The sequence below is a fragment of the Streptomyces sp. NPDC048270 genome (assembly GCF_040652335.1).
GTDB lineage: Bacteria > Actinomycetota > Actinomycetes > Streptomycetales > Streptomycetaceae > Streptomyces.
In genome coordinates, this window is record NZ_JBEZLV010000002.1 from 349,794 (window position 1) to 374,198 (window position 24,405).

At 70.8% G+C, this 24,405-nt stretch carries 26 protein-coding genes and 2 tRNA genes; 12 read left to right on the plus strand and 16 right to left on the minus strand.

All coding sequences use genetic code 11. The features are described 5' to 3' along the window. Window positions 1–60: 60 nt before the first annotated feature. Window positions 61–594 (plus strand): SigE family RNA polymerase sigma factor, encoded by a 534-nt coding sequence (locus AB0D66_RS03055; protein ID WP_362295728.1) that lies wholly within the window; start codon window positions 61–63, stop codon window positions 592–594. A gap of 159 nt (window positions 595–753) precedes the next feature. Continuing rightward, window positions 754–2,403: a long-chain fatty acid--CoA ligase gene (locus AB0D66_RS03060; protein WP_362295730.1), complete on the plus strand. Its 1,650-nt coding sequence runs from the start codon at window positions 754–756 to the stop codon at window positions 2,401–2,403. Window positions 2,404–2,425: 22 nt separating this feature from the next. Here AB0D66_RS03060 and AB0D66_RS03065 read toward each other — a convergent pair whose 3' ends face one another. The 3 genes from AB0D66_RS03065 to AB0D66_RS03075 all read right to left on the minus strand — a co-directional run bounded on the left by AB0D66_RS03065 (window position 2,426) and on the right by AB0D66_RS03075 (window position 6,850). Continuing rightward, window positions 2,426–3,001: an antibiotic biosynthesis monooxygenase gene (locus AB0D66_RS03065; protein ID WP_362295733.1), complete on the minus strand. Its 576-nt coding sequence runs from the start codon at window positions 2,999–3,001 to the stop codon at window positions 2,426–2,428. A gap of 13 nt (window positions 3,002–3,014) precedes the next feature. Further along, window positions 3,015–6,299, minus strand: a complete 3,285-nt coding sequence (locus AB0D66_RS03070; RefSeq protein ID WP_362295736.1) for a PAS domain-containing protein — start codon at window positions 6,297–6,299, stop codon at window positions 3,015–3,017. Between the two features lie 119 nt (window positions 6,300–6,418). After that, window positions 6,419–6,850 carry an SSI family serine proteinase inhibitor gene (locus AB0D66_RS03075; RefSeq protein WP_362295739.1) on the minus strand — a complete coding sequence of 144 codons (432 nt, stop codon included), beginning with the start codon at window positions 6,848–6,850 and terminating at the stop codon, window positions 6,419–6,421. Between the two features lie 184 nt (window positions 6,851–7,034). Between AB0D66_RS03075 and AB0D66_RS03080 the strand changes: the two genes are divergently transcribed. Next, window positions 7,035–7,125 (plus strand) — tRNA-Ser (locus AB0D66_RS03080). Between the two features lie 378 nt (window positions 7,126–7,503). Beyond that, window positions 7,504–7,576 (plus strand) — tRNA-Arg (locus AB0D66_RS03085). Window positions 7,577–7,656: 80 nt separating this feature from the next. On the opposite strand, the gene AB0D66_RS03090 is transcribed toward AB0D66_RS03085, so the two are convergent. The 13 genes from AB0D66_RS03090 to AB0D66_RS03150 form a co-directional block, all read right to left on the minus strand. Then, window positions 7,657–8,940: a tyrosine-type recombinase/integrase gene (locus tag AB0D66_RS03090; RefSeq protein ID WP_362295742.1), complete on the minus strand. Its 1,284-nt coding sequence runs from the start codon at window positions 8,938–8,940 to the stop codon at window positions 7,657–7,659. Then, window positions 8,940–9,137 (minus strand): helix-turn-helix domain-containing protein, encoded by a 198-nt coding sequence (locus tag AB0D66_RS03095; protein ID WP_362295745.1) that lies wholly within the window; start codon window positions 9,135–9,137, stop codon window positions 8,940–8,942. Before AB0D66_RS03095 ends, AB0D66_RS03090 begins: the two co-directional genes overlap by 1 nt. Window positions 9,138–9,302: 165 nt before the next feature. After that, on the minus strand, window positions 9,303–10,553 hold the full coding sequence (locus tag AB0D66_RS03100; protein WP_362295748.1) for a DUF3631 domain-containing protein: 1,251 nt from the start codon (window positions 10,551–10,553) through the stop codon (window positions 9,303–9,305). After that, on the minus strand, window positions 10,553–10,906 hold the full coding sequence (locus AB0D66_RS03105) for a hypothetical protein (RefSeq protein ID WP_362295751.1): 354 nt from the start codon (window positions 10,904–10,906) through the stop codon (window positions 10,553–10,555). The genes AB0D66_RS03100 and AB0D66_RS03105 overlap by 1 nt, the downstream gene beginning before the upstream one ends. Beyond that, entirely contained in the window at window positions 10,903–11,823 is a 921-nt protein-coding gene (locus AB0D66_RS03110) for a bifunctional DNA primase/polymerase (RefSeq protein ID WP_362295870.1), read from the minus strand. Before AB0D66_RS03110 ends, AB0D66_RS03105 begins: the two co-directional genes overlap by 4 nt. A 76-nt stretch (window positions 11,824–11,899) precedes the next feature. After that, entirely contained in the window at window positions 11,900–12,274 is a 375-nt protein-coding gene (locus tag AB0D66_RS03115; RefSeq protein WP_362295873.1) for a hypothetical protein, read from the minus strand. Between the two features lie 290 nt (window positions 12,275–12,564). Then, window positions 12,565–14,634: a plasmid transfer protein TraB gene (gene traB, locus AB0D66_RS03120; RefSeq protein WP_362295753.1), complete on the minus strand. Its 2,070-nt coding sequence runs from the start codon at window positions 14,632–14,634 to the stop codon at window positions 12,565–12,567. A 28-nt stretch (window positions 14,635–14,662) separates the two neighbouring features. Next, complete coding sequence (traA, locus tag AB0D66_RS03125) at window positions 14,663–15,292, minus strand: plasmid transfer protein TraA (RefSeq protein WP_362295756.1); 630 nt, start codon at window positions 15,290–15,292, stop codon at window positions 14,663–14,665. Continuing rightward, window positions 15,292–15,816 carry a hypothetical protein gene (locus tag AB0D66_RS03130; RefSeq protein ID WP_362295759.1) on the minus strand — a complete coding sequence of 175 codons (525 nt, stop codon included), beginning with the start codon at window positions 15,814–15,816 and terminating at the stop codon, window positions 15,292–15,294. The genes traA and AB0D66_RS03130 overlap by 1 nt, the downstream gene beginning before the upstream one ends. A gap of 12 nt (window positions 15,817–15,828) precedes the next feature. Next, window positions 15,829–16,185 carry an RRQRL motif-containing zinc-binding protein gene (locus tag AB0D66_RS03135; protein WP_362295762.1) on the minus strand — a complete coding sequence of 119 codons (357 nt, stop codon included), beginning with the start codon at window positions 16,183–16,185 and terminating at the stop codon, window positions 15,829–15,831. Continuing rightward, a complete protein-coding gene (locus AB0D66_RS03140; protein ID WP_362295765.1) occupies window positions 16,182–17,180 on the minus strand; it encodes a DUF2637 domain-containing protein in 999 nt (332 codons plus the stop codon). Before AB0D66_RS03140 ends, AB0D66_RS03135 begins: the two co-directional genes overlap by 4 nt. Further along, window positions 17,177–17,521 (minus strand): hypothetical protein, encoded by a 345-nt coding sequence (locus tag AB0D66_RS03145; protein ID WP_362295767.1) that lies wholly within the window; start codon window positions 17,519–17,521, stop codon window positions 17,177–17,179. Before AB0D66_RS03145 ends, AB0D66_RS03140 begins: the two co-directional genes overlap by 4 nt. Further along, on the minus strand, window positions 17,518–17,796 hold the full coding sequence (locus AB0D66_RS03150) for a DUF6284 family protein (protein WP_362295769.1): 279 nt from the start codon (window positions 17,794–17,796) through the stop codon (window positions 17,518–17,520). Before AB0D66_RS03150 ends, AB0D66_RS03145 begins: the two co-directional genes overlap by 4 nt. Before the next feature lie 627 nt (window positions 17,797–18,423). Here AB0D66_RS03150 and AB0D66_RS03155 point away from each other — a divergent pair. From AB0D66_RS03155 to AB0D66_RS03190, 8 genes are all read left to right on the plus strand, one after another. Then, the gene (locus AB0D66_RS03155) at window positions 18,424–19,197 is read left to right on the plus strand and encodes a GntR family transcriptional regulator (RefSeq protein ID WP_362295770.1); all 774 of its coding nucleotides are present in this window, start codon (window positions 18,424–18,426) and stop codon (window positions 19,195–19,197) included. Then, complete coding sequence (locus AB0D66_RS03160; protein WP_362295774.1) at window positions 19,194–19,766, plus strand: GNAT family N-acetyltransferase; 573 nt, start codon at window positions 19,194–19,196, stop codon at window positions 19,764–19,766. The genes AB0D66_RS03155 and AB0D66_RS03160 overlap by 4 nt, the downstream gene beginning before the upstream one ends. Before the next feature lie 42 nt (window positions 19,767–19,808). Continuing rightward, entirely contained in the window at window positions 19,809–20,729 is a 921-nt protein-coding gene (locus tag AB0D66_RS03165) for a hypothetical protein (protein WP_362295777.1), read from the plus strand. A 486-nt stretch (window positions 20,730–21,215) separates the two neighbouring features. Then, window positions 21,216–21,581, plus strand: a complete 366-nt coding sequence (locus AB0D66_RS03170; RefSeq protein WP_362295780.1) for a PH domain-containing protein — start codon at window positions 21,216–21,218, stop codon at window positions 21,579–21,581. A 144-nt stretch (window positions 21,582–21,725) separates the two neighbouring features. Further along, window positions 21,726–22,160, plus strand: a complete 435-nt coding sequence (locus AB0D66_RS03175; RefSeq protein WP_362295783.1) for an Lrp/AsnC family transcriptional regulator — start codon at window positions 21,726–21,728, stop codon at window positions 22,158–22,160. After that, entirely contained in the window at window positions 22,157–23,065 is a 909-nt protein-coding gene (locus AB0D66_RS03180) for a DUF2797 domain-containing protein (protein ID WP_362295786.1), read from the plus strand. The genes AB0D66_RS03175 and AB0D66_RS03180 overlap by 4 nt, the downstream gene beginning before the upstream one ends. Window positions 23,066–23,187: 122 nt before the next feature. Continuing rightward, window positions 23,188–23,526, plus strand: a complete 339-nt coding sequence (locus AB0D66_RS03185) for an antibiotic biosynthesis monooxygenase (protein WP_362295789.1) — start codon at window positions 23,188–23,190, stop codon at window positions 23,524–23,526. Next, window positions 23,510–24,391, plus strand: coding sequence for an amidohydrolase family protein (locus AB0D66_RS03190; protein WP_362295792.1), 882 nt, complete (start codon window positions 23,510–23,512; stop codon window positions 24,389–24,391). Before AB0D66_RS03185 ends, AB0D66_RS03190 begins: the two co-directional genes overlap by 17 nt. Window positions 24,392–24,405 lie beyond the last annotated feature (14 nt).

Genomic DNA, 24,405 nt, shown 5'->3' on the forward strand with positions numbered 1-24,405 from the left:
GATCCCCCTTCGGCACTTGCGGCCGATCCCAGGGCGGGCGGGCGCTCCTAGCGTGGAGCCATGACCACGCCTGTGTGCACGCTCGCCTCGCAGCCGACGCCGTACCCGTCGTTCTCGGCGTACGTCCGGACCCGCGGCACGGTCCTGATGCGCACCGCGCGCTCCCTCACCGCGAACCCCTGTGACGCCGAGGACCTGCTCCAGACGGCCCTGACGAAGACGTACATGGCCTGGGACCGCATCGAGGACCACCGCGCCCTCGACGGGTACGTCCGGCGGGCCCTCGTCAACACCCGGACCTCCCAGTGGCGCAAGCGCAAGGTCGACGAGTTCGCCTGCGCCGAGCTCCCGGAGACCGAGGAGGCGCCGGCCGCCGACCCCGCGGAGGCGCAGGCCCTGCGCGACGCGATGTGGCGCGCGGTGACCCGGCTGCCCGACCGGCAGCGGGCCATGGTCGTCCTGCGCTACTACGAGGACCTCAGCGAGGTGCAGACCGCCGAACTGCTGGGGGTCTCGGTCGGCACGGTCAAGAGCGCCGTCTCCCGTGCGCTGGGCAAGCTCCGCGAGGACCCGGAGCTCACGCCGGTCAGGTGAGCCGGACGATGTTTCACGTGAAACCGGAAACGCGTCGATGTTTCACGTGAAACAGAGCGCGGCTTCTACTCCCGGGTAGTGACATGCCGACCGGTATGTGCGCAGAATCGGCAGCATCCGTAGCCGCCGCGGCGCCGCAGCGCTCACCGGGAGGACGCTTTGCTGAGCACCATGCAGGACGTACCACTCCTCGTCACCCGCATACTCCAGCACGGGATGACGATCCACGGGAAGTCCCAGGTCACGACCTGGACCGGGGAGGCCGAGCCGCACCGCCGGAGCTTCGCCGAGATCGGTACCCGCGCCACCCGCCTCGCGAACGCCCTGCGCGACGAACTCGGGGTGCAGCAGGACGACCGGATCGCGACCCTCATGTGGAACAACTCGGAACACATCGAGGCGTACTTCGCGATCCCGTCCATGGGCGCGGTCCTGCACACCCTCAACCTGCGGCTCCCTCCCGAGCAGCTGGTCTTCATCGTCAACCACGCCGCCGACCGGGTCGTGCTGGTCAACGGCACCCTGCTGCCCCTGCTGGTACCGCTGCTGCCGCACCTGCCGACCATCGAGCACGTCGTGGTCTCGGGCGTCGGCGACCGCTCCGCGCTCGCGGGCCTGGACGTACGCGTGCACGAGTACGAGGAGCTGCTCGCGGGCCGCCCCGACACGTACGACTGGCCCGAGCTGGACGAACGCCAGGCGGCGGCCATGTGCTACACCTCCGGCACCACGGGGGACCCGAAGGGCGTCGTCTACTCACACCGGTCGATCTACCTGCACTCCATGCAGGTCAACATGGCCGAGTCGATGGGCCTGACCGAGAAGGACACCACCCTGGTCGTGGTTCCGCAGTTCCACGTCAACGCGTGGGGGCTGCCGCACGCCACCTTCATGACCGGCATCAACATGCTGATGCCGGACCGGTTCCTCCAGCCCGCCCCGCTCGCCGAGATGATCGAGCGGGAGAAGCCGACGCACGCCGCGGCCGTCCCCACGATCTGGCAGGGGCTCCTCGCCGAGGTCACCGCGAACCCCCGCGACCTGAGCTCGATGAAGCAGGTCACCATCGGCGGCGCGGCCTGCCCGCCCTCCCTGATGGAGGCCTACGACAAGCTCGGCGTCCGCCTCTGCCACGCCTGGGGCATGACCGAGACCTCCCCGCTGGGCACGATGGCGCACCCGCCGGCCGGGCTCAGCGCCGAGGAGGAGTGGCCCTACCGGATCACCCAGGGCCGCTTCCCGGCGGGCGTCGAGGCCCGGCTGGTCGGCCCCGGCGGCGACATCCTGCCCTGGGACGGGGAGTCGGCGGGCGAGCTGGAGGTGCGCGGCACCTGGATCGCGGGCGCCTACTACGGCGGGGCGGCCGGTGAACCCTTCCGCCCCGAGGACAAGTTCAGCGCGGACGGCTGGCTCAAGACCGGCGACGTCGGTGTCATCAGCGCCGACGGCTACCTGACCCTGACCGACCGCGCCAAGGACGTCATCAAGTCCGGCGGCGAATGGATCTCCAGCGTCGAGCTGGAGAACGCGCTGATGGCCCACCCCGAGGTCGCGGAGGCCGCGGTCGTGGCCGTCCCCGACGACAAGTGGGGCGAGCGCCCGCTGGCCACCGTCGTGCTCAAGGAGGGCGCGAGCGTCGACTACGAGGGCCTGCGCGCGTTCCTCGGCCAGTCCATCGCCAAGTGGCAGCTGCCGGAGCGCTGGTCGTTCATCGAGGCGGTCCCGAAGACCAGCGTCGGCAAGTTCGACAAGAAGGTGATCCGCAAGCAGTACGCGGAGGGCGCGCTGTCCGTCACGAAGGTGGACTGACCGCTCCCGGCCCCCGGGTGCTTCAGCCCCTGGTGAGCCAAGGCCGCAGCAGCCTGCTGACGGCGGGCATCGCCACGTAGGTCATCAGGGTGCTGAACACGACGGCGAAGGCGGCCGTGCGCACCACGAAGTGCAGATCCACCAGGTACGGCCCGAGCACCGCGTTGCCGACCAGCGAGATCGGGAAGATGGCCAGCCCGGAGCTGACCGCCATCTTCCACCGCGGCGGCGCGGGCCGGGTCGTACCCGGCTTGGCGAACCACGTCTCCATGCCGTGCAGTTCGCGGCGGGCTATCTCCGTGTGGTGGTGTCCGAGGCAGTTCGAGAACCACTCCGCCCGCTCCGGGGAGTCCTGCCAGCGCTGGAACGCCGCCTGATTGCGGAAGCGGTGGACCAGGAACCACGGCCCGCCGTCCTCCGCCGGGCGGAAGAGCCCGTACCCGAGGTGGTCCGGGAAGCCCGCGGCCGTCTCCAGGATCCCGTGCGCCCAGGCCTCGAAGGTCTCCTCGTGCCCCGGCTCCACCTGCCGTGCGATCAGCAGGTTCACCTCCCCGTTGTCGGCGGGGACGGTGTGCTCGGTGGTGTGGGTCGTGGCCATCGGGCCAGGATGACTAGTTGGTGCCGATCTTGGCCAGCAGGTCCACGATGCGGCCCTGTACGTCCGCCGTCGTGGCCCGTTCGGCCAGGAAGAGCACGCTCTCGCCGGACGCCAGCCGCGGCAGCTCGGACGGCTCGATGCCGGCCGTCGTGTAGACGACCAACGGGGTGTGGTTCAGCTGCCCGTTGGCGCGCAGCCAGTCCACGATCCCGGCCCGACGGCGGCGCACCTGCATCAGGTCCATGACGACCAGGTTGGGCCGTATCCGCGTCGCCAGCTCCACGGCGTCCGTGTCCGCGCCCGCCCGCGCCACCTGGAGGCCGCGCCGCTCCAGCGCGGCGGTCAGGGCGGTCGCGATCTCCTCGTGCTCCTCGATCAGCAGGACCCGGGAGGGGTGCTGCTCGCTGTCGCGCGGAGCGAGCGCCTTCAGCAGGACGGCGGGATCCGCGCCGTACGCCGCCTCGCGCGTGGCGTGCCCCAGCCCGGCGGTGACCAGCACCGGCACCTCGGCCGCCACCGCGGCCTGGCGCAGGGACTGCAGGGCGGTCCGGGTGATCGGCCCGGTCAGCGGATCCACGAACAGCGCGGCGGGGAACGCGGCGATCTGCGCGTCCACCTCCTCGCGGGAGTGCACGATCACCGGGCGGTAGCCGCGGTCGCTGAGCGCCTGCTGCGTCTGTACGTCGGGTGCGGGCCACACCAGCAGCCGGCGCGGGTTGTCCAGCGGCTCCGGCGGCAGCTCGTCGTCCACCGGCCGCGGCACGGGACGGTTGACGACCTCGACGGCGCCGCCGGGACCGTCCAGCGGCTCGGGCCCCTCGTCGGCGCCCGCCTCGGGGGCTCCTATCGCGAAGGCCCGGCCCTGCGGGGCGGGCTCGGAGAGCCGGCGGCGGCGGCCGGAGCCCGAACCGGCGGGGTCCACGGAGATGCCCTGTCCGAGGGTGCCGAGGGCGCGCACACTGATCGGCTGCGCGGCCTGGCCCTCCGCCGGACCGTCCTGCGGCTGCCGGGCCCCGGGGACCGATACCTGGCCGGAGCCCGTCTCGCCGTCCTCCGGAGCGGTCCTGGCCGCCGGAACCGGCCACGCCGGCGCGTTCGTCAGCGCCCGCCGCCGCCCGGTCGGAGGTACGGGCTCCCCCTCGGCCGCCGCCGACGGCGCGGCCTCGGCTTCGTCCTCGGTCACGGGCGCGCCCAGCACCCGCCGCCCGCGCCGTCCGCCGGGCGCCTCGGCATCGGCCTCGGCCGGGGCGGGGGCCGGACCGGCCGGCACGGGATCCTGCGGAGCCGGGGCGGCGGGAGTCGGACCGGCGGGCAGCGCGAAACCGCCCTCGGGGGCGATGGGCCGCGCGGGAGCCTGAGCGGGCGCGGGCCCGAGCCCGTTGGCCGGCACGGGGCCGACGGGCTGGGCCGGACCGGCCGCACCCAGCGCCCGCCGCCGCCCTGCGGGATGCTCCATCAGCGGCACCGGGGGAACGGCGGGCACGGGCGGCAGCGCGGGCATGGCGGTGCCCTGCGGGGGCACGGGCTGCCCCGGACCGCCTTCGCCGCTGCCGTCGCCGGCGCGGCCCCTGCGCCGTCCGGTGCCCAGCCCCGCCGGGTTCACCGGGGACTGCGCGAGCTCCGGCCCCGTCTCGGCTCCCGCACCGGCCTCTGCGGCCCGGCGCCGCCCGGACGGCAGCGCCAGCGCGGCGCCGCCCTCGGCGGCCTTCCCGGCATCGGGTGCGGCCGCCTCGTCCTCCAGGAACGCGTCCACCCCGCGACGCGCCCGCCGTCCTCCGGACACCCGGCCCGCGGGAGCCGCGTCGGCCGGGGGCTCCTCCGCCGGCTCGGGCAGGGTGACCGTCCCCGCGCCGGTGCCCAGCGGCAGCTCCAGCACGTACGCACCGCCCGGCGCGCCCGGCACCTCCACCGTCTGCAGCACGCCCCCGTGCGCGGCCACGATCCCCCGCACGATGGGCTCGTGGACGGGGTTGCCGCCCTCGTACGGCCCGCGCACCTCGATCCGTACGACATCACCGCGCTGCGCGGCGGCCACCACGATCGTCGAGTCGCTGTACCCGCTGCCCTGGCGGGTCTTGCCGGTGGCGTCCACCCCGGCGACGTCCGCGACCAGGTGTGCGAGAGCGGTGGCGATCCGCTCCGCGTCGACCTCGGCCTCGATGGTCGGCGCGTGGACGGCGAACTGTGCGCGGCCCGGGCCGATCAGCTCGACGGCGCCGTCGACGCCCGCCGTGACCACGCCGTTGATCAGGACCTTCTTCTTCTTGAGCCGGTCGCTGCCGGCGTCCAGGCGCTGGAAGCCGAGCACGTTGTCCACCAGCGTGGTCATCCGGGAGTACCCGGCGGCCAGGTGGTGCAGCAGCTGGTTGGCCTCGGGCCACAGCTGCCCGGCGTCGTCGGCGGCCAGCGTCGCCAGCTCCCCGCGCAGCTCGTCCAGCGGCCCGCGCAGGGACTCGCCGAGTACGGCCAGCAGCTGCGCGTGGCGCGCGGCGAGGGCGTCGTAGGGCCGCCGGTCGGTGAAGGTCATGACGGCGCCGACGAGCTGCTCCCCGTCCCGCACGGGCGAGGTGGTGAGGTCCACGGCGACCGGCTGCCCGGCCTTGTTCCACAGGACCTGGCCGCGCACGCGGTGCTTCCGCCCGCTGCGCAGGGTGTCGGCGAGCGGGGACTCCTCGAAGGGGAACGGCGAGCCGTCGGCGCGCGAGTGCAGGACCAGGCCGTGCAGTTCGCGGTTGCCGAGGTCGGTGGCGCGGTAGCCGAGGATCTGGGCGGCGGCCGGATTGACCAGCACCACCCGGCCGTCGGTGTCGGTGCCGACGACGCCTTCGGCGGCGGCGCGCAGGATCATCTCGGTCTGCCGCTGGGAGCGGGCCAGCTCGGCCTCGGTGTCCACGGTCTGCGAGAGGTCCCGTACGACGAGCATCAGCAGTTCGTCACCGGTGTAGCCGGGCTGCGGCTCGCGGTAGGCGTCGCGCCCGTCGAGATGCGCGCTGGTGACCTCGACGGGGAACTCGCTGCCGTCGGTCCGGCGCGCGATCATCCGCTTGGGCTGGGCCCGGCCGCCTTCGTCCTCGCCGGGCCGGCGCATGGAGCCGGGGATCAGCTTGGAGTCGAATTCGGGCAGGAGGTCGAGCACGCCGCGGCCGACGAGCCCGGTGCCCGGGCTCTCCATGACCTCGAGGGCGATCGAATTGGCGTTGACCACAGTGCCGTTGGCGTTGACGAGCAACAGCGCGTCCGGAAGTGCGTCGAGTATTGCTGCGAGGCGAGCAGCGCCTCGGGATGGCCTGCTGCTCACGACGAGCTTCCTCCCTGACCACGACTACTGGCATGTCACGGGAGGAGTCTAAGGCCACAGTCCCGCGGCGAGGTGGCCGATGTGTGGCGGAGACCACCCGTGACGCGCATCCTCCCAGGTCAGGAACGCCCGGGCGGAAGCAGAGGTTCCAACTCCTCCCAGCGGCTGATCTCGCAGCCGTTGGTCCGGCGGAAGTGCGCGTCCACGGTGCGCCCCCGCCAGTTCCCGGTGATGTCGGCGGTGGCCGGGCCCCCGTACTGCATGCGGCAGATCTGCCGGTCGGAGACGGGCGCGAAGGGGTCCTTGCCCTCCCGGGCGAGCCGGTCGAGCCTCGCGCAGGCCTGCTCCGCCGAGGGGTGGTTGCCGCCCACGGGATCGCATTCGAGTTGGTACCGGCGGTCCATCCGCGGATTGCCGGTGTTGGCCATGGTGATCGTCAACCGGTCGGGTGCCCCGAGCAGCCCGCCCAGGGGCTCGGGCAGCGGTGGCAGCGGCCCGAGGGCCGCGGTGGCCAGGGCGGAGGTGACGGCGAGGGCGGCGAGACGCAGCATGGGCACTCCAGGTCGTCCGTACGTCGTACGCCTGACCAACGACGCGGGTCCGCCGATGTTGCGTGCGGACCGGGTTTAAGGCTTTGCCCTTCGCCCGCCCCTCCTAGTACCGTGGGAGCGGATTGGTGAGGGGCCCTGCGCCTGTGTCATCATCTGCACGCACCTTCGTACGCGAGGGTGTGCTGGAGGCGTCGCCTAGTCCGGTCTATGGCGCCGCACTGCTAATGCGGTTTGGGGCTTACACCCCATCGAGGGTTCAAATCCCTCCGCCTCCGCACTTCACGAAGCCCCGGTCCCTGCGGACCGGGGCTTCGGTGCGTTCGGACACCCGCGACCTCTGCTGCGGGACGTCTGCGACCTGCACCGCCGGGGCACTCGCGATCCCTACCGCCGGCGCACCCGCGACCTCCACCGCACCCGCTTCGGGCCGCCCGCCCCGTCTCCGACGTGTGTGCGACCTCCGAACGGCCCCGAACGGCGCCGGGGTGGCCGCGCACGGGTTCCGCAGGGGCTTCCCGCTCCCAACCGGATGATCTTCTTCCAGGGCGTTTCCGCAGGTCAGCCATGGTTCGACTAATGGATTTCGCGTCCCGGCGAGGTCCATGTATTGTTGTTCTCGCAAGGCCAACGGGGCGCAAAACCCCGGCGGACAAGCACTCGTAGCTTAACGGATAGAGCATCTGACTACGGATCAGAAGGTTGCAGGTTCGAATCCTGCCGAGTGCACGCAGATCAAAGGCCCCCTGGAGATTCTCCAGGGGGCCTTTGACATCAGCGGGTGACATCAACATGTGAAGCCGGACCGATCAGGCAGCCGGAGACTCCTCCCGAGTGTCACCCTCCTCCTCGCCGGATTCGTCAACGCCGAGTGCGTCGTCCATCCGGTCGGCGGCGGCCCGCAGCGTCGTCTGCATGACGTGCGCGTAGGTGTCTAGCGTCATGGTGATCGTGCTGTGCCCGAGCGTCTCCATGATCGTGCGAGCGTCCACACCCTGTGCGAGCAGCAGTGAGGCGCAGGTGTGGCGCAGGTCGTGCACGCGAACCCGGCGGACTTTGGCGTTGCCACACAAGATCGTGAGCATCCGGTTCAAGCTGCGCGGGTCGGTGGCGCGGCCGGTCGCCGTCGTGAAGATCAGCCCGCTCGGCTGGTGGGCGAGCGGCTGCCACTTCTCGCCAGCAACCTTCCGAGCCGTCTCCTGCTGCTTCTGGTGTGCGCGCAGCGCGTCCACGCACCGCTTGGGGAGGGACACGGTACGGATGGAGCGCGCCGTCTTCGGTGTGCCGAAGATCAGCTCTCGCCGGATTCGCTGGAGGTTGCGCCGGACCCTGAGCTGTCCGCCGACCAGGTCGACATCCGACCAGGTGAGTCCCAGGACTTCCCCGCGCCGCAGCCCGGTCGAGATCAGCAGGAGCCACAGCGCGTACAGGCGGTGAGGCCGGGCGGTCTTCAGGAGCATCCGCACTTCTGCCCCGTCCAGGGGGTGCACTTCGTCTCGCTTCACGGTGGGTGTCTCCACGATCCGGGCGACGTTGCGCGCCACGAGTTCTTCACGGACTGCCTGCTGGAGTGCCGAGCGGAGCACGGCGTGCACGTACTGGACCGTTCGAGCCGACGGCCGGCGGGCACAGCATCGGCCCACCGCGCAGCAGGTTCGGTCCTCCTTGGCGCGCGCGGCATCGGCACCCCGCATGCAGCAGAGGCACCCTGCCTTGAAGTCGGCGAGGAACCGGCGGACGTCGGTGGGCGACAGCCGGTTGAGCCGCTTCGTGCCGAGCGCGGGACGGATGTAGAGGCGAGACAGCCCCTCGTAGCTGCTGAGCGTCGCGGGCTTGAGCCGGTTCGGAGCGATGGCGGCGAGCCAGTACGTCAGGTACTCCCCGAAGGCCATCGACGACGTCGCGGCCGGGATGCCCTGGCGCGTCTTGTCCTGCAGCTCGATGAGCTTGTCGCTCACCTCCTCGCGGGTCTTGCCGTAGACGAACTTCCGGACCCGAGTCCCGTCCGGCCGGTAGACGTAGGCAGCCGCTTGGTAGCGGCCGTCCTTGCGCTTTGTGATGGTGCCTTCCCCGTTGGCGCGCCTCTTGGCCATCAGGCAGCCTCCTCAAGCTTGTTGCGCAGGTACGTGTGGAGTGACTCAAGCGGAACGCGGCGGGCGCGCCCCTCGGTGTAGCTGGGCAGCGCACCCGAGCGGATCAGGTCGTAGACCTTGCTGCGGCTGAGTCGCAGGGCGTGCATGACCTCAGGAACTGTGACGACTTCATGGGTGGGCGGCAGGACGGTGGACACGCGGCCTCCAGGGATCGTGAGTGGCCCTTAGCTCGCTGTGGATCCGCAACAGCCGCAACGCCGCAACATGCCTGCTCAGAGGCCTGGATTTGTTGCGGGTCGCGGATTTGTTGCGGATGGGCGCCGCCACAGCCGGTGCGGCGGCGCCCACGTGGCTGCTGCTGGTCAGCCCGCGATGTGGAGCGGGAGTGTGGCGTTTTCCGGTGCCACGTTGCGGATGTCGGTCGGGGTATCCGCAACGGATTCACCCCCTGTGACCTGCGGTGTTGCGGATGTTTTGGATGTTGCGGACCTGAGCGGGGGGAGGGGGCAGTAGCGGGTCCACGCGTCGGAGAGGTCGTCGGCGAAGTAGCCCTTGGGCGTTCCGGAGGGCATCCGGAAGGTGCGGGGCTTGATGGGCCTGTTGGCCGGGGTGACGTACTGGCCGAGCATCTTGGCCAGGGTCCGGGAGGTGATCGGCTTGTCGTCGAGGTCGGCCCACGGGGAGTCGTCCAGGGCGAGGAGGCATTCGAGGATCACGGCGGTGGGCATGCGGTCGGCTCCGCAGAACACCTTGTCCCGCAGGTCGGTCAGCAGCCGGATACCGAGAGACGCTTCCTCGTTGTCGTGGGCGGCGTTGATCAGTTCCACGCAGGCGGCGCGGGCCCGCTCGGGCCAGTTGCCTCCGGCGGCGTCGGCGACGGCGAGGAGCGGCTCCCAGACGTCGGCGGGCCGGTCGGTGACGCCGTCGGGCATCTCGGGCCAGGCTTCGGAGACATGGTCGCGGACGGTGTCGGCCCACTTGGCGAGCCGGTCACGTAGCGCGTGGCCCTGCTTTTCGTGCACTCGGCGGCGGTAGGGCTCGCAGGTCTCGTTCGGGGCGCGCTTGCGCATGCGGATGATGACGGAGCGGGTCAGGATCGTGTCGGGCAGGGAGCCGAGGCCGGCCATGGCGACTGCGCAGAACGAGGAGAACCACCCGGCGGTCTGATTGGTGCCGTCCCCGACGCAGCGCAGGGAGTTGCCGCCGCGGCGGTAGCCGGAGTTGAGGAACCCGCGCACCTGCTCGTTGTCCCCGGCCTTGGGTCCGAAGACGGTGTCGATCTCGTCGAAGAGGAGGGTTGGGGGCCCTTCGGGGGCGTCGACCAGGCGGAAGAGTGCGTTGGGGGACGCGTTGACCGTGGTCGCGGCCCGTGGGGTCAGGGTCTCGATGATCTCCAGTGCCCGGGACTTCCCCGACCCCGGCTCGGGGGACAGGAAGGCAATGCGGGCGGTCCCGTCGAACGCGTCGATCAGGTGGGCGTGTGCGTCCCACAGCGCGACCGCGACGTAGGCCGCCTCCCTGGGGAAGACGTTGAAACGGCGATGGAAGGCTTCCACCTCGTCGAGCAGGGCGGCGCCGTCGATGGGTGCGGCCTGGGGCCTTTGGTCGCTCATCAGGCGGCCTTCCCTTCCTGGGATACGAGTAGGGGGCAGAGGGTGCGGTGCTGGACGTGGTCGTCGATCAGGGCGAGTGCGCGGGCCTGCCCGGCAACGAAGAGGTCCCGGCCGCACCGGCACCACGACCGGACGGACGGGGTGACGCCGCGGCCGGGGGCAACGATGTGGAGCCACGCGACGGGGCGGCGCCCGTCGTCCCAGCGCGGGTTAGGGCGAACAGCAGAAGGGACGCCTTCGGCGACGACCTTCGGCGCGCCACTGCCGTCCCGAAGCGCGGCCGGTTCGGCGGGGCTGATCCTGGTGGGTGCGGGGGCAGGGCTTTTAGCCGGGGGGCGTGCGCGGGTGCTCATGCCGTCCGCCGGCTGACGGGGTTGTTGCTGATGGACCAGTTGAGGGCGCTGGTGATCGCGGAACGGTACTCGTACGGCTTGAGTCCGGCCGCTTCCGCCCCCCGGCTAAGAGCCTCTTCGACCTCCGTACGGTCGAGGTCGCGGGACGCGATCAGCCGCCCCAGAGCGCGGGCTGCCCTGACGAGCGCCTTGTTCCGGAGCCCCTCGGGCGCGGCAGCGACGGCCTTCTCCTCGTTGCGTAGGGCCGCATCGACGTAGGCGGCCCGACGCCCGCCACCGTGGCGCGGGACGCAGGAGACGAACGCCCGGGTGATGATCCTGGGCGGCTCGGTGAGCTTCACCTGAAGCCAGCCAGGAAGCGGGGCCACCGGCCGGTCGTCGGTGACGGCGTAGGCGCCGACGGGGGTGCTGCTGCCGGGGGCGACGACGTACCCACCCCAGGCCCGGGTGTCGATGTGCCTGCCCAGGATGTCTTGGGTGCTGCGCATCGTGACCCCGGCCGGGGCCTTGAAGTACAGGTGGACCCCGCCGGACGGGGTGGCCACCGTGTACGTGGCTGGGATGCTCTGCCCGAGCGTCCGGCAGAGGGCGTCGAGGATCTGGGCGCCGCTATGGGTGCCGGGCGGGTCTGTCGGCTTGGGCGGGTCCAGGTCGATGACGACCAGGCCCGCGGGGCCGGCGGCCAGGCCGACGTTGTAGGGGGTGGTGGCCCAAGCGGTGCGGATGCGGTCGGGGTCGGTGGCCGCGCGCTGCTCGGGCTTGGCGTGGCCGTCCGCGCAGGGGCCGGTGCGGGGGCATCGGGTCTCGCCGTGCAGGGCGGGCACTTTGGATCCGGGGCGGAGCGGGAACACGGGCCAGCCACGGGCAGCGAGGCTTAAGGCTGCGGAGAGCAGCGCGGACGGGGGGTGTTGGGTCATGCTGGTCACTCCAGTTCTGTTGGGTTCTGGAAGAGGGCGGTCCCGGTCATTGGCGTGAGGGGGCCGCCCTCGGCGTTCAGCGGTGGTTGATGGTGCCGTTGGCCCGGCCGAAGAGCCCGGTTGCGGTGACGTGCTGGGTGATGTGCGTGGTCGGGCGAGCGGCGCTGCGACGGGGTCGGGCCACGGCGACGACTGCTCCGGCGGCGATGAGGGCGACGGCGGCCCAGAGGGCTTCGGTCAGGGCGATCAGTCCCGGTGCGGCGTAGGCCAGTCCGGCGGAAGCGGCCGCGATACCTCCACCGACGGTCGGGGCGAGGAGCGCGGTGGTCTTGGCCCACGCGGGGACAGGCCGCGCGGGCGGGGTGTCCGGCTGGGGGGTGTAGGCGAGGGTGCGGGTGCCGTTGGGGAGGGTGACGTACTGGACGCCGGGCGGTATCTCGGCGGGCAGCATCCGCGGTTCGGGGACGGCCGGCGGGTAGAGGACCGTGTCCCCGTACCGGAGCGGTGCCGGGGTGGTCAGGTGGGCGGGTTCGTAGGTCATGGCGGGCTCCGGGGGAAGACTGGCAGGGCCCGAGCCGGGGTGGCTCGGGCCCTGCCGGGGCGGGGTGTCTGGGGTGTCAGGCCGGGTGTCTGGCGGGTGTGTCTGACGCGTCAGACACCCGTCTGACACCCCTCGCGCGCACGTATGACCTGTGGATTGGGGCTGTTCGCCTGTCAGGGGTGTCAGACGCGTCTGACGCGTCAGGCCGCTACCTCGTACGGCACGATCCGGTAGCGGCCGACCTCACTGGTCTCGGCGAGACGGCCCGCGAGGACGAACTGGGCGACCTGTCCGGAGACCCAGGAACGGCCGCGTCCGTAGCGGTCGCAGTACTCCATGAAGTCCGCCGGGCCGACCACGTCCCGGCCCTCGTCCTCGAACTCTTCGAGGACTTCCTCCATCGCCGCTCGAGCCTCGGCAGTACTGATCTTCGGACGCGGTTCGTCGGCGGGCGGCCGGGCGGCGAGCTGGACGACCTGCTCGACTTCGGGGAGTTCCTGCTCCGCGTCGATGAACTCTCCCTCCGCGTCGTCGTCCTCCTCGTCGGCCCCGTTCGACGGGCGCTGGTCGTACTCGTCCTGTTCGGGGTAGTAGCCGTCCTCGTCGTCCTCGTCCGAGCCGTAGTCGTTGGGCATGGTGGTCTCCGGCTGGTCGGTGGTGCCGGGAATCGGGTAGCGGGTGCGGCCGGTGAACGCCCGGTCCGCGGAGCGGGCAGCCGCGCCGGCGGTGACCGGGTCGATCGCGGCGCGGATGTCGGCGAAGGTGACGACGACCCAGTTGAGGTAGTCGACGCTGGAGAGGTAGTCCCGCATCGGGGTGGCCCAGTTGTCGTCGGGGACGCCGTTGGCGACGAGGTAGGCGTAGCCGGGCTTCTTGTCCTTCCACACGTGCGGGGCCGCCCCGGCGTCGAGGACGTCGTCGTCGAGGGCGAAGCGGGCGTCCTGCTCGGTGCGGACGCCGTGGCACCAGGAGGATCCGAGGGAGGCGCGGGTGTCGGTGGAAACCTGGTTGCCGGAGGCCCGCTGCATCGACAGGACAAGGGAGACGCCGGCGGAGCGGGCTTCCTGGGCGAGGCCAGTGAACACGTCGTCGTCGATCTCACGGATCGTCTTCGCGGCTTCCTCGAACCAGGCCACGAGGTAGGGCATGCCCGGGGTGCCATCGGCCTGGGTTTCGGCGCAGGCGGGGATCCACTGCTTGTAGCCGTACTTCGCCAGCCACGCCGTCCGGGCCGGGATGACGGCCGTGAGGGCTTTGATCATGGCTTTGGTGGAGGGCATGTCGAGGGCGGCCCAGTCGATCGCGGGCAGGAGCGGGCCGAGGGTCTGCTCCTTCTTCGCCGGGTCCGACGCCCACACGATCACGTCCCGCCGGGACAGGATCTCCGCCAGGGCCGTCAGGCCACCCTCGGACTTCCCCGACCCGGTCATGCCCATGAGCAGCAGCATCATCGCGTTGCGGGCCTCGTCCGGGTCCCCGGGGAACCACATGACCGCCGGGGTCCCGTCCTCGTAGATCCCCACGACCACGGGGTAGCTGATCGACTCGCCGGGGGCGCTGGGGCCCGGGCAGGGGACGGTGTTCTTCAGCAGGTCCAGCGGGACCACGGTGAGCATCACCCGCGATGCGGACTCCGGGTTCTCCTGGATCCGGATCGCTGTCTTCGGCACGTCGAGAGCACCCGCGATGCGGGTCAGGTTCTTCGACACGTCGTCCGGGGTCAGCTCGCCGCGCGGGAGCTGGAGATCGAATGAGGCCTTGTTCGGGCCGACCTCCGTGCGTAGAACCTGGGTCTTGGCCAGGCCGACCTTTTCCAGGAATCCTCCGTCCGCTCCGGCGGCGGGGCCTTCCACGTTCTTACGGAGGATCTGCCGGATGTTCCACGACAAGGCCAGCGCGGGAGCGCCGATGAAGTACAGCTCCCCCAGCGGCCCCGCCCCGGGTCCGGCAATGGCCGCGGCGGTGAACCACGTCGAGGCCGCGGCAACCGTGACAGCGGAGTGCAGACGGCGCTGCTGGGTGGTGGAACGTCCGGCCCACCAGGTCAGGCCGGTCAGAGCGACGGAGGCGAGGGTGAGGCCGGCGGTGACGCCGGGTTCGCCGGACCAGAAGTAGTGGGCGGGCAGGGAGGCCAGGCCCGTCCCGGCTCCGGCGAGCCACGGAGGCAGGTGAGGCTTGGCGCGGTGCAGCAGGTACTCGCCGATCCCGCCGCCCTCGCCATGGGCGTCGTACTGCTGCCCGGTGTCGTCGGGTGAGGTGGTTCGGGGCATGTTCTGACCTCCCTGCGATCAGGTTCGGTTAGCCGTTGAAGTCGAAGCGGCGGCCCTGGCGCGGGCGGGCGTGCGGGGCGAGCTGCGGGTCGAACTCCCGCTGGAACGCTGCATAGGTGGCGGCGAGGTTCTTCGCGGTCCCGAGGGCGTCCTCGGCTGCCTTCTTCATCCGCCGCGACACCCGGCGGGCCCGCGCCCGGGAGCCGAACGGGCGCCCGTCGGGGTCGGGGATCTCCTTCAGCACGGCGTTGAGCATCTCCGCGGCGTTGGCCAACTCAAACGACATCTGCAGGAACAGCCCGCGGCCGGACTCGCAGTAGTTGCGGATGTCCACGTTGGAGAAGAACTCTGGGTCACCCAGCGGCGAGTGCATCCGTCCGCCCGCCCCCCGGCCCCGGCCGTTGCCCTGCGGCCCGTACCCCTGCTGGCCGCTGCTACCGGCGCGGGGACCGGAGTCGTTGATGTGGAAGTGGTACTCCCGCGTGCGGTTCGACGTCCGCGACCGGCTGTTGCCCGTCTGGCCGGTCCCGGAGGCGGGACCGGCGGGGCCCTGCTGCCAGCCTCCGCCCTGCTGGCTGCTGTTGGGCTGACCGGCGCCGTTCGAGCCGCGGCGGGGGCCGGGGGTGCCGTTGTTGGGCATCCAGGTGTTGTTGGACATCAGCTGTTCCCCTTAGCGGTGAGGGTGGAGCGCAGGCGGGCGAACAGCCATGTGACCTGGGCGTCGAGGGTGATCAGCGACCACAGGCCCATCAGGAGCGGCTCGGCGGGGCCGAACCACAGGGCCAGGGCGAACCAGGTCAGCGCGGCCAGCGCGAGGACCGCCAGAGACGTGCGGCGGGCGCGCTCGGCAGGCGTGCCGGCCGGTCGGCCTTTGGCCTTCCAGCCCTGGATCGCCAGGGGCACGGCGGCGGCCGGGGCCGCGACAAGTGCGGCCCATGGGGTGATCAGGTGGACGATGCCCGTGACGGCCAGCAGCAGGACGGAAAGGGCGGTCGGGGCCCAGGTCCGGCGGTGCTTCCACAGCCAACGGCCGGACGCCGAAGCGGCCCGTCGAGTCAGCGTCGGCTCGTCGGAGACAACCACGATGACCTGCGGCCCCTGACGGTGCCCGCGCTGGCGGGGGATGTGAACGGTGCGGGGCGCGGCGCCCTTCGCGGTGTGCGTGCGGGTACGGCGAGACACAGCAGAACTCCTTCAGGCAGCAGAGAGGGTTCGGGCGGCGCGCTGTTCAGGGAAGTCGTGGCAGGCCACGCACATACCGAGCGAGACCGGGATGACGTATCCGGCGTCCCGGCGGCATACAGGGCAGGTGCGGCGAGCCGCGTTGGCCTTGGCGAGGGCGGCGGCCCGGCGAGCCGTCATCGGCCGGACGGGCTTGGCCCGCTCAACGAGGTAGAGGTAGGCGACCAGCGGGCCCCGCCGCCGACGGGGCCGCTCCAACTGGGCGACGACGTCCTGTCCGCCGGGCCGGAGCCCGGCGGCACGGAGCTGACGGCGGGTGGCCAGCCCCTCCGGGGCGAGACGCCACCGGTAGACGGGCAGCGTGCTCATCGGTCGAGGGCCGGGGCGGAGGTGATGGCGTCGCGGTGCTCCTGGTAGCGGGCGGAGGCCCAGCCAACGGACCAGCCGGAAAGCTCCGCGGCGACCCTCACCGGCACCCCGGCCGCGAACGCGGCCTGCACCGTGGCGCGGGCCTGCTCCTCCGGCAGCTTCTCCGGCGGCGGGCCCGCGGAGAGGAGGGTGGCGCGTTCACGCTCCATCCGCTCCTGTTCACGGACTCGTTCACGGCGTTCACGCTCGGCGCGTTCCTGGGCCTCCAGCTCGCGCTGCTGCTCGGCCTGGCGCTCAAGACGTTCACGCTCGGCTTGCTGCTGTTCACGCATCTGTTCACGGCGTTCACGGGCCTCCCGCTCCGCCCGCTCCGCCGCCTCTGCCCGCTCCCGTTCTTCGCGCCGGATGCGGTCCTGCCGGGCGTCTTCCTCGCGGGCCAGACGCTCCGCGTGTTCACGCTGTTCACGGGCGACGGCTGCCTCGTGCTCGCGCTGTTCACGAGCCGCGCGGAGCCGGTTCTCCTCCCGCTCCGCCGCCGCCCGTTCCCGGGCGTCCTGCTCGGCCCGCTTGCGGGTCTCCACGGCCAGGACGGCGGCCGTCAGGGCCCGCCGGTAGGCGAGTCCCGCTTCCGCGGTGACGATCAGGAGGAGCGGGGCGACGGAGTGCACGGCGACCCCGACCAGGTCTCCGGCCAGCGCGGATACCCCGATGTTCAGGGCGAGGGTCATGGTGCCGGTCATCCACCTCAGGGCCACCGGCCAGGCCCCGCCGTGCCCGCCGAGACGGGCCAGGACGGAGTCCAGGCGGACCACGATCACCACCGCCGCGTCCACGACGAGAGGCAGGATCGGGGCCGTCCACCGCCACTCGGTCGGGGTGTGGGCGGCCATGAGCGGGGTGACGGTGAGGACGGAGTAGAGCATTGCCCCGCCGACGATCAGCCACGTCCCGACGGACAGGGCACGCTCGGATGAACGGATCTGAACACGGTTCACGATCCGCCCTCCGCCCGTGAACGCGCCTCGTCGGCGGCGGGGATCTTGGCGTAGCCGATCAGCTTTACGACTCCGCCGGAGTAGCTGGTCTCGGCCTTCAGGACGCGGGTGAGGCCACCGCCCTGAACGCCGTGAGACACGTTCCCGGACCGGATCCCAAGAGCCACGCACCACGTCTCGAACCCGTCAAGGTCGTCGTGGAAGGACAGCTCCAGCACGTTGGGGTAGACCGTTGAGATCGACACACACGGCGCGGGCAGGTGCCGGTAGCGGTCCTCGAAAATGCGCAGCGCCATCAGTGGCGCGGCCATGGCCGAGAGGGGCATCGTCGGTGTGGTCATGCGACACCGCCCGGCATGCTCGCCGCGGCCGTGGTGGCGGCCTGGTTCAGCAGGGTCCGGCGGGCGGCCAGCTTCTTGCGGCGGGCCCGGCGGATCCGCCGCTCGTCCAGCTCGGACGGCGTCCGGTCGAGAACGGCGATCTCCGCGTCGAGCAGGTCGACGTCCGCCAGGATCAGCGGCATCTCCCACTCGATCGTGTCCAGCTCCGCGTCCGACGGCTCCAGGCCGTCGGACCACGGGGTAACGAGGTTCTGAAGTGCAGCGATGGACTTCATGGGTCTTGCTCCTTCGAGAGAGGAACGGGACCCGAACAGCAGCCCCCGGCGCTCCAACGCCGGGGGCTGCACTGCATTCGGGGGTGGAACCAATCCGGCTCCCCTCAACCCCGTCCGTACGACGCCGCAAGGACGCCGGACGGACGGAGGAGGCAACCGGCCGCAGCATTTCCGCTGCGCGGATGAACCTGAGCCGCAGATCACCGGCTATCCCGGTGCGCATCGCGGCGGCTCAGGTGAAGACGCGAAGGGCAGCCAGCCGCGCCGGTCCAGCACGGGTAGCGCCCGGATTCTTCGTCGGTACACATCAACCTCCAACAGGGGGTCGGACGTGCGAAAAGGTGTCTCGCCTTCGGGAACACGAGCTCCCGTTCTAGGCATGCGAGACGAGTGACCTTTCGGTCTCGCCCTCCGGTTGACCAGGGTTCCGGGACCCTCGGCCCGCTCTATCCCGGGCCCCTTGGCGTGCATCAGCGCAGCTCAGGCCATACTTGACCCTGCTGCACCGCTTGCTCAACTTGTTGGTACAAGCTGATGCAGTGATGTTGCACCCACGGACAGTGAGTCGTCAAGGGATTGGGGCCCCACATGTACCAACAAGTTGAGCGAGTGCGTCATGATGGGCAGATGAACAAGCAGCCGAAGTACCGGCAGGTCGCCGACGCGCTCCGTCGGGAGATCGACAGCGGCGTCTACCCGCCGGGATCTCGCCTGCCTTCTGAGAGCGAACTCTCGGTCCGCTTCGACGCGTCGCGGAACACCGTGCGGTCGGGGCTGAATCAACTGGTTAGCGAGGGACTCATCTCGTCCAGTCAGGGGCTTGGGTACGAGGTTCGCAAGCACGAGGTGTTCGAGCTGAATGCGTCGCGCTTCGAGAACCTGACCTTCGAGCAGAATGGCGACGCCTACAACACGGACGTCACCAACGCCGGACGGCGACCGAGTCAGACGTTCCGGGTGGAGATGACGCCGGCCAGCCAGTACGTCGCTGAGCGCCTGAAGGTGGATGGCAGCTCAACCACGGTTCTCCGCTTCTGTCATCGCTTTGTGGATGACGTGCCGTGGTCGACGCAGGCGACGTACTACCCCGATTGGCTCGCCAAGGAGGCGCCACGACTCGCCGAACCGGGCGACATCGCGGAGGGGACGACGCGCTATCTCGCGGCTGCGGGCATCGAGCAGATCGGGTACTTCGACGAGATCGCCACTCGGATGCCGACGCCCGATGAAGCCCGCCTCCTGGACGTAGGGGCTGGTATTCCCGTGCTGCTCTGGACCCGTACGGGCTACTCGGGCGAGCGGCCCATCCGGTGCACGATCACCACCTTCCGGGGCGACCTCAACCGAATGAACTACGAGATCGGTGACCTGTCCGCCCGATCCGAGAATGAGCCGAAGTGATCATCGAGAGCGCGACCGCCGACGACGTGGCCAAGCTGCTCGCCTTCCGTGAGGAGGCAGCAGCCTGGCTGAGTGAGCTTGGCTCCGACCAGTGGCGCCGCCCGTACCCGGCGGACCGGCTTTTGGCCACCATCGAGGCCGGGGCGGTCTTCATGGTCCGCGACGGGGACGTCACCGCCGCGACGATCACGCTGACGCCTGATGCTGAGGATGGGCTGTGGTTGGGCGGGGAACTCGCCGAGCCGTCGATGTTCGTGAACAAGCTGACGGTCGCAAGGACTCACGCGGGACTCGACCTTGGCGGCCGGCTGCTCGATTGGGCTGGCGACCGGGCGTATCGTTCCGGCGCTTCCTGGCTCCGCCTTGACGCATGGACGACGAACGCGGGGCTACAGCGCTACTACCTGCGCCATGGCTTCGAGCATGTCCGTACTGTCACGGAAGGCGGGGCAGTGAACGGCGGTCCGCGCGTATCGGGGTGGCTTGCTCAACGTCCAACACGGCTCGACACGGGCCATGACCTTACGGACAGAACCCCTGCGCCGACATTGATCCGCGTGAGCGGGTGAGACCGCAGGGTGCACCTGCCTGCCCGGCCCTACGATCTGGCCATGACGACCGCGCGGTACGCCGATCAGTTTCTGCAGTGTGCGCTCGACGAGTCGGGGGGTGACCTGCAGGCGTTCTTGAGCACGGAGCAGGTCATGCTGGCCGCCAATCTGGACCCAGCCGACGCGCAGGCTGTCGCTTCCCTGCTGAGCGCGCGTCGTATGGTCACGCGCGCTGTCAACCAAGCCGACGGCTCCTTTGATCTGATCCAGCTGACCGCGAACGGACTGGAAGAAGCCCATCGGTTGCGCAGAGACTCGAGGTCGCGCGCCGAGCGTGAGGTGTATCTACACAACACCTTGGTGCGCTGGGCCTACGAGAATGCCCCTGTCGGCGGTCGGGTGCGTCTCCAACTCTTCGCCACGGACGAGAAACGGTGGTTCTGTGGCACCGAGGTCACCTGCAACGAGGTGGATGCAGCAGTCGACTACCTGGAGGTCAAGGGCCTCCTCAAAGTGGAGCGTGCTCCGAACTTCACTGACGTTGCGCCGACTGTCAAGGGCATCGACTTCTCCCACTCTCACATGACCCTAAGGACGTTCATGAACAACGATCGGCCGGCCGGTACCAACAACGTCAGTAACTACATAGCCAGCAACGTCGTCCAAGGCAACGCACCGGGTAGCAACATGGCTACCGGTGGCGGCAATACCCAGACGGTGAACCAAGGGGTGGATACAGACGCCCTTGCCGTACTTGTTGCCCAGCTCCGGGAGGTCGCACCGCGCCTTGATCTTTCCGAGCAGGATGCCCAGGATTTCGCCGAGGAGGTGGATGCTCTGGAACGGGAGGGAGCAGACCATCAGCGAGGAGGCAGGATATGGCGGTCGATCGGCCGGTTGGTGCCACCCGCTCTGGTCACCGCGACCGCTGATCAGAGTGTCCAGCAAGCATTCGAGGCCGGTTCAGCAATGTTCGGCTGACGGTGCGGTGTAGCGAAGTGCGCCCCAACTCGTCGTACGGCTGTCTGGACGACTGAACTTGCAGGGCGGGCCCCCGACTGCGGGGAATAGTCAGGGCTGCCTGACATCAGTTGCTGACATCAACAGGCACGTACACCAGCGGACGTCCACGGACGAGCTGCTGGGGCAGAGGCGGGTTCACCATTGGGGTTCCGTGTGGTGCGACGGAGAGCACATTGGGTTGCACGCGCCTACGGATCAGAAGGTTGCAGGTTCGAATCCTGCCGAGTGCACAGTGAGACAGAGGCCCCCAGGAGAAATCCTGGGGGCCTCTGTCGTATGTCCTGGCGGAGCCGGGGCGGGGTGGCGTCTCCTCCTTGGTGGGGAGGGGGTACCCCGTAGGGGGTCAGGGGTGGGATGGCTCTGGAGGGGGACGCGGGTTACGGGGCGGGTTGCGTACGGTTCTTGAAGATCGTTCGAAGCGGTAACCGGAACGCGGGGGCTCTCATGGGACTGTTCGGAAACGCGCACAGCATCGACTCGGCGTCGGCGCAGCGGGACTATGCGCGGCTGCTGGGGCAGGGTGAGCAGGTGCATGCCGCCTATCTGCTGATCCGGGACACGATCCTGTTCACCGACCGGCGGCTGGTGCTCATCGACAAGCAGGGGCTCACCGGGAAGAAGGTCGAGTACCACTCGGTGCCCTACCGGAGCATCACGCACTTCTCCGTGGAGACCGCCGGCCACTTCGATCTCGACGCCGAGCTCAAGATCTGGATATCCGGGACCGCGGCGCCCATCGAGAAGACCTTCACCAAGGGTGTCGACATCTACGAGGTTCAGGCGATCCTTACGCAGTTCGTCGCCCGGTAGCAGTGGTCCGCCGGGGCGGGTCGGCTGTGCCTTAGATGCTTCCTCCTGAGGGTGGGCTGCCGAATTCTGTTCGGTTCGGTGGCGGGATTGCAGGAGCCGGTACCGTCTTCGCAAGGGCCGACGGGCCCACGGGAGGAAGATCGCGTGGACGACATCGACCGGGCGCTCGTCCTGCGCCTGCAGGAGGACGCCGGCCAGTCGTACGCCGCGCTCGGCGCGGCCGTGGGGCTCTCGGCGGGGGCGACCCACGAGCGGGTCCGGAAACTGCGTGAGCGCGGGGTCATCCGGCGGACCACTGTCGAGGTGGACCCGGAGGCCGTCGGCAGCGGGGTGCTGGCCTACGTGATGGTCGACTCCAACGCCTGGATGGGAGAGTCCGCCGCCGCGTTCGCGGCGATCCCCGAGATCCAGGAGGCGCACATCATCGCGGGCAGCGCGTCGGTCCTGGTCAAGGTGCGCACGGCCTCGACCGGGCAGCTGCAGGACGTCCTGCGGCGGCTCTACGCGATCGACGGGGTCAGCGGTACGCACGCCACCGTCGCCCTGGAGACGTTCTTCGAGCGGCCGCTGCCGCTGTGAGCTGGTGGTGCACCGGGATCCGGTGGAAGGACGGCCGGCCTGCCATCGGGTGGTACGGACAGGGGCGGGGCGAGCGGGCGAGTCCGCTCACCTACGGGCAGCGGCTGGCCTTCACCGCCCGGGGAGAGCGGCAGTGCCTCGGGGTGTGGCGGGCCGGGAAGCGGACGCTTTGCCCCACGGCCGCCACCGTGCCCGGCCGGGCGGGGAACGCGCAGTGTCCCGAATGCGCGCGGCTCGACCGGTCGTTCTCGGTGGCAGCCGACACCAACGCCGCCGACCCGCGCACCTATCGCGTCTACCTGGCGTGGTTCGGGCCCGGGATGGTCAAGGTCGGGATCACCGCCGAGGAGCGGGGGCGGGCCCGGCTGTTGGAGCAGGGTGCCGTGGCGTGGGCCTGGCTGGGGCGCGGGCCGCTGATGGCCGCCCGGCGCACCGAGGAGCTGCTGCGGGCGGCGCTCGGGGTGCCCGACCGGATCGCCTACGCCCGCAAGCGCGCCGTACGGGCACGGCTGCCGGCCGCGCCGGAGCGGGCCCGGGAGGTCGCCGAGCTGCACGCCCGGGCGGCAGCCCTGCCCGGCTGGCCGGACTCGCTGGAACGGGTGGGGTGTGAAGTCGCCGACCACGCGGGGGCGTTCGGGTTGGCGGGGCTGTCCGAACCCGCCCGGGTGATCACCGAGATGGTGCCCGGCGGGGCGGTGGTGGGGGAGCTCGTGGGTGCGGCCGGTCCCGATCTGCACTTCGCCGACGGGCTGGTCGTGGACACCCGTCTGCTGGCCGGGTGGGAGCTCGCCGTCCCGGCGGGCGGGGACGACGGGGCCTCGGTGCCGGTGCCGGTGCCGGTGCCGGTGGCGGAGGTTTTGTCGGGCTCGGAGCGTCCGGCGGCCGAGCAGGACGGGCTGTTCTAAGGCACCTGCCGGCCCGCTGCCATCCAGCGGGCCGGCCGGGCATGGTCAAAACTTGGATCCCTTTGGTCCGCCGGGGCCGATTCCTGTGGACAGGCCCGGGCGCGCCGCACAGGGTGGTGGGCATGAGCATCCAGCCGGTACCGGCCTTCGAACCCCCTTACCTGATGGCCGTTTTCAGCAATGTGCGCACCGACGACGACAGCGGCTATCCGCAGGTCCTCGCCCGGATGAACGAGATCGTCGCGCAGAACCCGGGCTTCCTCGGCTACGAGTCCGCACGGACGCCGGGAGGCCTCGGGATCACCGTCGCCTACTTCCGCGACCACGCGTCGCTCCGGGTGTGGCGGGAGGACCTGGAGCACCAGGCCGCCATGAAGCAGGGCCGCGCGGACTGGTACGAGAGCTACACCCTGCACGTCGCGACCGTCGAACGGAGCCACGGCTTTGCCCGCAACGGCTGACGTGGTCCGCGCCTTCCGGGAGCGGCTCGGGCTGCCCGGACTGGTCGACGTACACACGCACTTCATGCCCGAGCGGGTCCTGGACAAGGTGTGGGACTACTTCGACGCGGTCGGTCCGCTGACCGGGGTCGAGTGGCCCATCACCTACCGGCACGAGGAGGAGCAACGGGTCGCCCTCCTGCGCGAGTTCGGTGTCCGGGCCTTCACCGCCATGCTCTACCCGCACAAGCCGGCGATGGCGGCGTGGCTCAATGCCTGGGCCGCCGGCTTCGCCGCCCGGACCCCCGACTGCCTGCACACGGCGACCTTCTTCCCGGAGGAGGACGCGGCCGGCTACGTCCGCCAGGCCCTCGACGCGGGGGCCCGGGTCTTCAAGTCCCATCTCCAGGTCGGCGCCTACGACCCGAACGACGACCGGCTCGACGCCGTCTGGGGGCTGCTCGCGGAGGCCGGCGTACCGACCGTGATCCACTGCGGGTCCGGGCCCGTCCCGGCCAAGTACACCGGGCCCGAGCCGATCGCCCGGCTGCTGGCCCGCCACCCGCGGCTGCCGCTGATCGTGGCCCACATGGGGATGCCCGAGTACAGCGACTTCCTGGACCTCGCCGACCGGTACGCCGAGGTGCGCCTCGACACCACCATGGCCTTCACCGACTTCTCCGAACGGATCAGCGGCTTCCCGCCCGGGGACCGCGGACGGCTCGCCGACCTCGGCGACCGGATCCTGCTCGGCACCGACTTCCCGAACATCCCCTACCCCTACGAGCACCAGCTCGCCGCCCTCGAACGGCTCGGGCTGGGCGACGACTGGCTGCGGGCCGTCTGCCACGACAACGGCGCCCGGCTGTTCCGGCTCGACGGCTGAGCCCGCCGCCCGGC

What these genes read in the sequence shown, in the direction of transcription:
- AB0D66_RS03055 (WP_362295728.1), top strand. Translation starts at nt 61, where the DNA reads ATGACCACGCCTGTGTGCACGCTCGCCTCGCAGCCGACGCCGTACCCG.
- AB0D66_RS03065 (WP_362295733.1), bottom strand. Translation starts at nt 3,001, where the DNA reads ATGGCCACGACCCACACCACCGAGCACACCGTCCCCGCCGACAACGGG.
- AB0D66_RS03075 (WP_362295739.1), bottom strand. Translation starts at nt 6,850, where the DNA reads ATGCTGCGTCTCGCCGCCCTCGCCGTCACCTCCGCCCTGGCCACCGCG.
- AB0D66_RS03090 (WP_362295742.1), bottom strand. Translation starts at nt 8,940, where the DNA reads ATGGCCAAGAGGCGCGCCAACGGGGAAGGCACCATCACAAAGCGCAAG.
- AB0D66_RS03100 (WP_362295748.1), bottom strand. Translation starts at nt 10,553, where the DNA reads ATGAGCGACCAAAGGCCCCAGGCCGCACCCATCGACGGCGCCGCCCTG.
- AB0D66_RS03105 (WP_362295751.1), bottom strand. Translation starts at nt 10,906, where the DNA reads ATGAGCACCCGCGCACGCCCCCCGGCTAAAAGCCCTGCCCCCGCACCC.
- AB0D66_RS03110 (WP_362295870.1), bottom strand. Translation starts at nt 11,823, where the DNA reads ATGACCCAACACCCCCCGTCCGCGCTGCTCTCCGCAGCCTTAAGCCTC.
- AB0D66_RS03115 (WP_362295873.1), bottom strand. Translation starts at nt 12,274, where the DNA reads ATGCTGCCCGCCGAGATACCGCCCGGCGTCCAGTACGTCACCCTCCCC.
- traB (WP_362295753.1), bottom strand. Translation starts at nt 14,634, where the DNA reads ATGCCCCGAACCACCTCACCCGACGACACCGGGCAGCAGTACGACGCC.
- traA (WP_362295756.1), bottom strand. Translation starts at nt 15,292, where the DNA reads ATGTCCAACAACACCTGGATGCCCAACAACGGCACCCCCGGCCCCCGC.
- AB0D66_RS03135 (WP_362295762.1), bottom strand. Translation starts at nt 16,185, where the DNA reads ATGAGCACGCTGCCCGTCTACCGGTGGCGTCTCGCCCCGGAGGGGCTG.
- AB0D66_RS03145 (WP_362295767.1), bottom strand. Translation starts at nt 17,521, where the DNA reads ATGACCACACCGACGATGCCCCTCTCGGCCATGGCCGCGCCACTGATG.
- AB0D66_RS03150 (WP_362295769.1), bottom strand. Translation starts at nt 17,796, where the DNA reads ATGAAGTCCATCGCTGCACTTCAGAACCTCGTTACCCCGTGGTCCGAC.
- AB0D66_RS03155 (WP_362295770.1), top strand. Translation starts at nt 18,424, where the DNA reads ATGAACAAGCAGCCGAAGTACCGGCAGGTCGCCGACGCGCTCCGTCGG.
- AB0D66_RS03165 (WP_362295777.1), top strand. Translation starts at nt 19,809, where the DNA reads ATGACGACCGCGCGGTACGCCGATCAGTTTCTGCAGTGTGCGCTCGAC.
- AB0D66_RS03170 (WP_362295780.1), top strand. Translation starts at nt 21,216, where the DNA reads ATGGGACTGTTCGGAAACGCGCACAGCATCGACTCGGCGTCGGCGCAG.
- AB0D66_RS03185 (WP_362295789.1), top strand. Translation starts at nt 23,188, where the DNA reads ATGAGCATCCAGCCGGTACCGGCCTTCGAACCCCCTTACCTGATGGCC.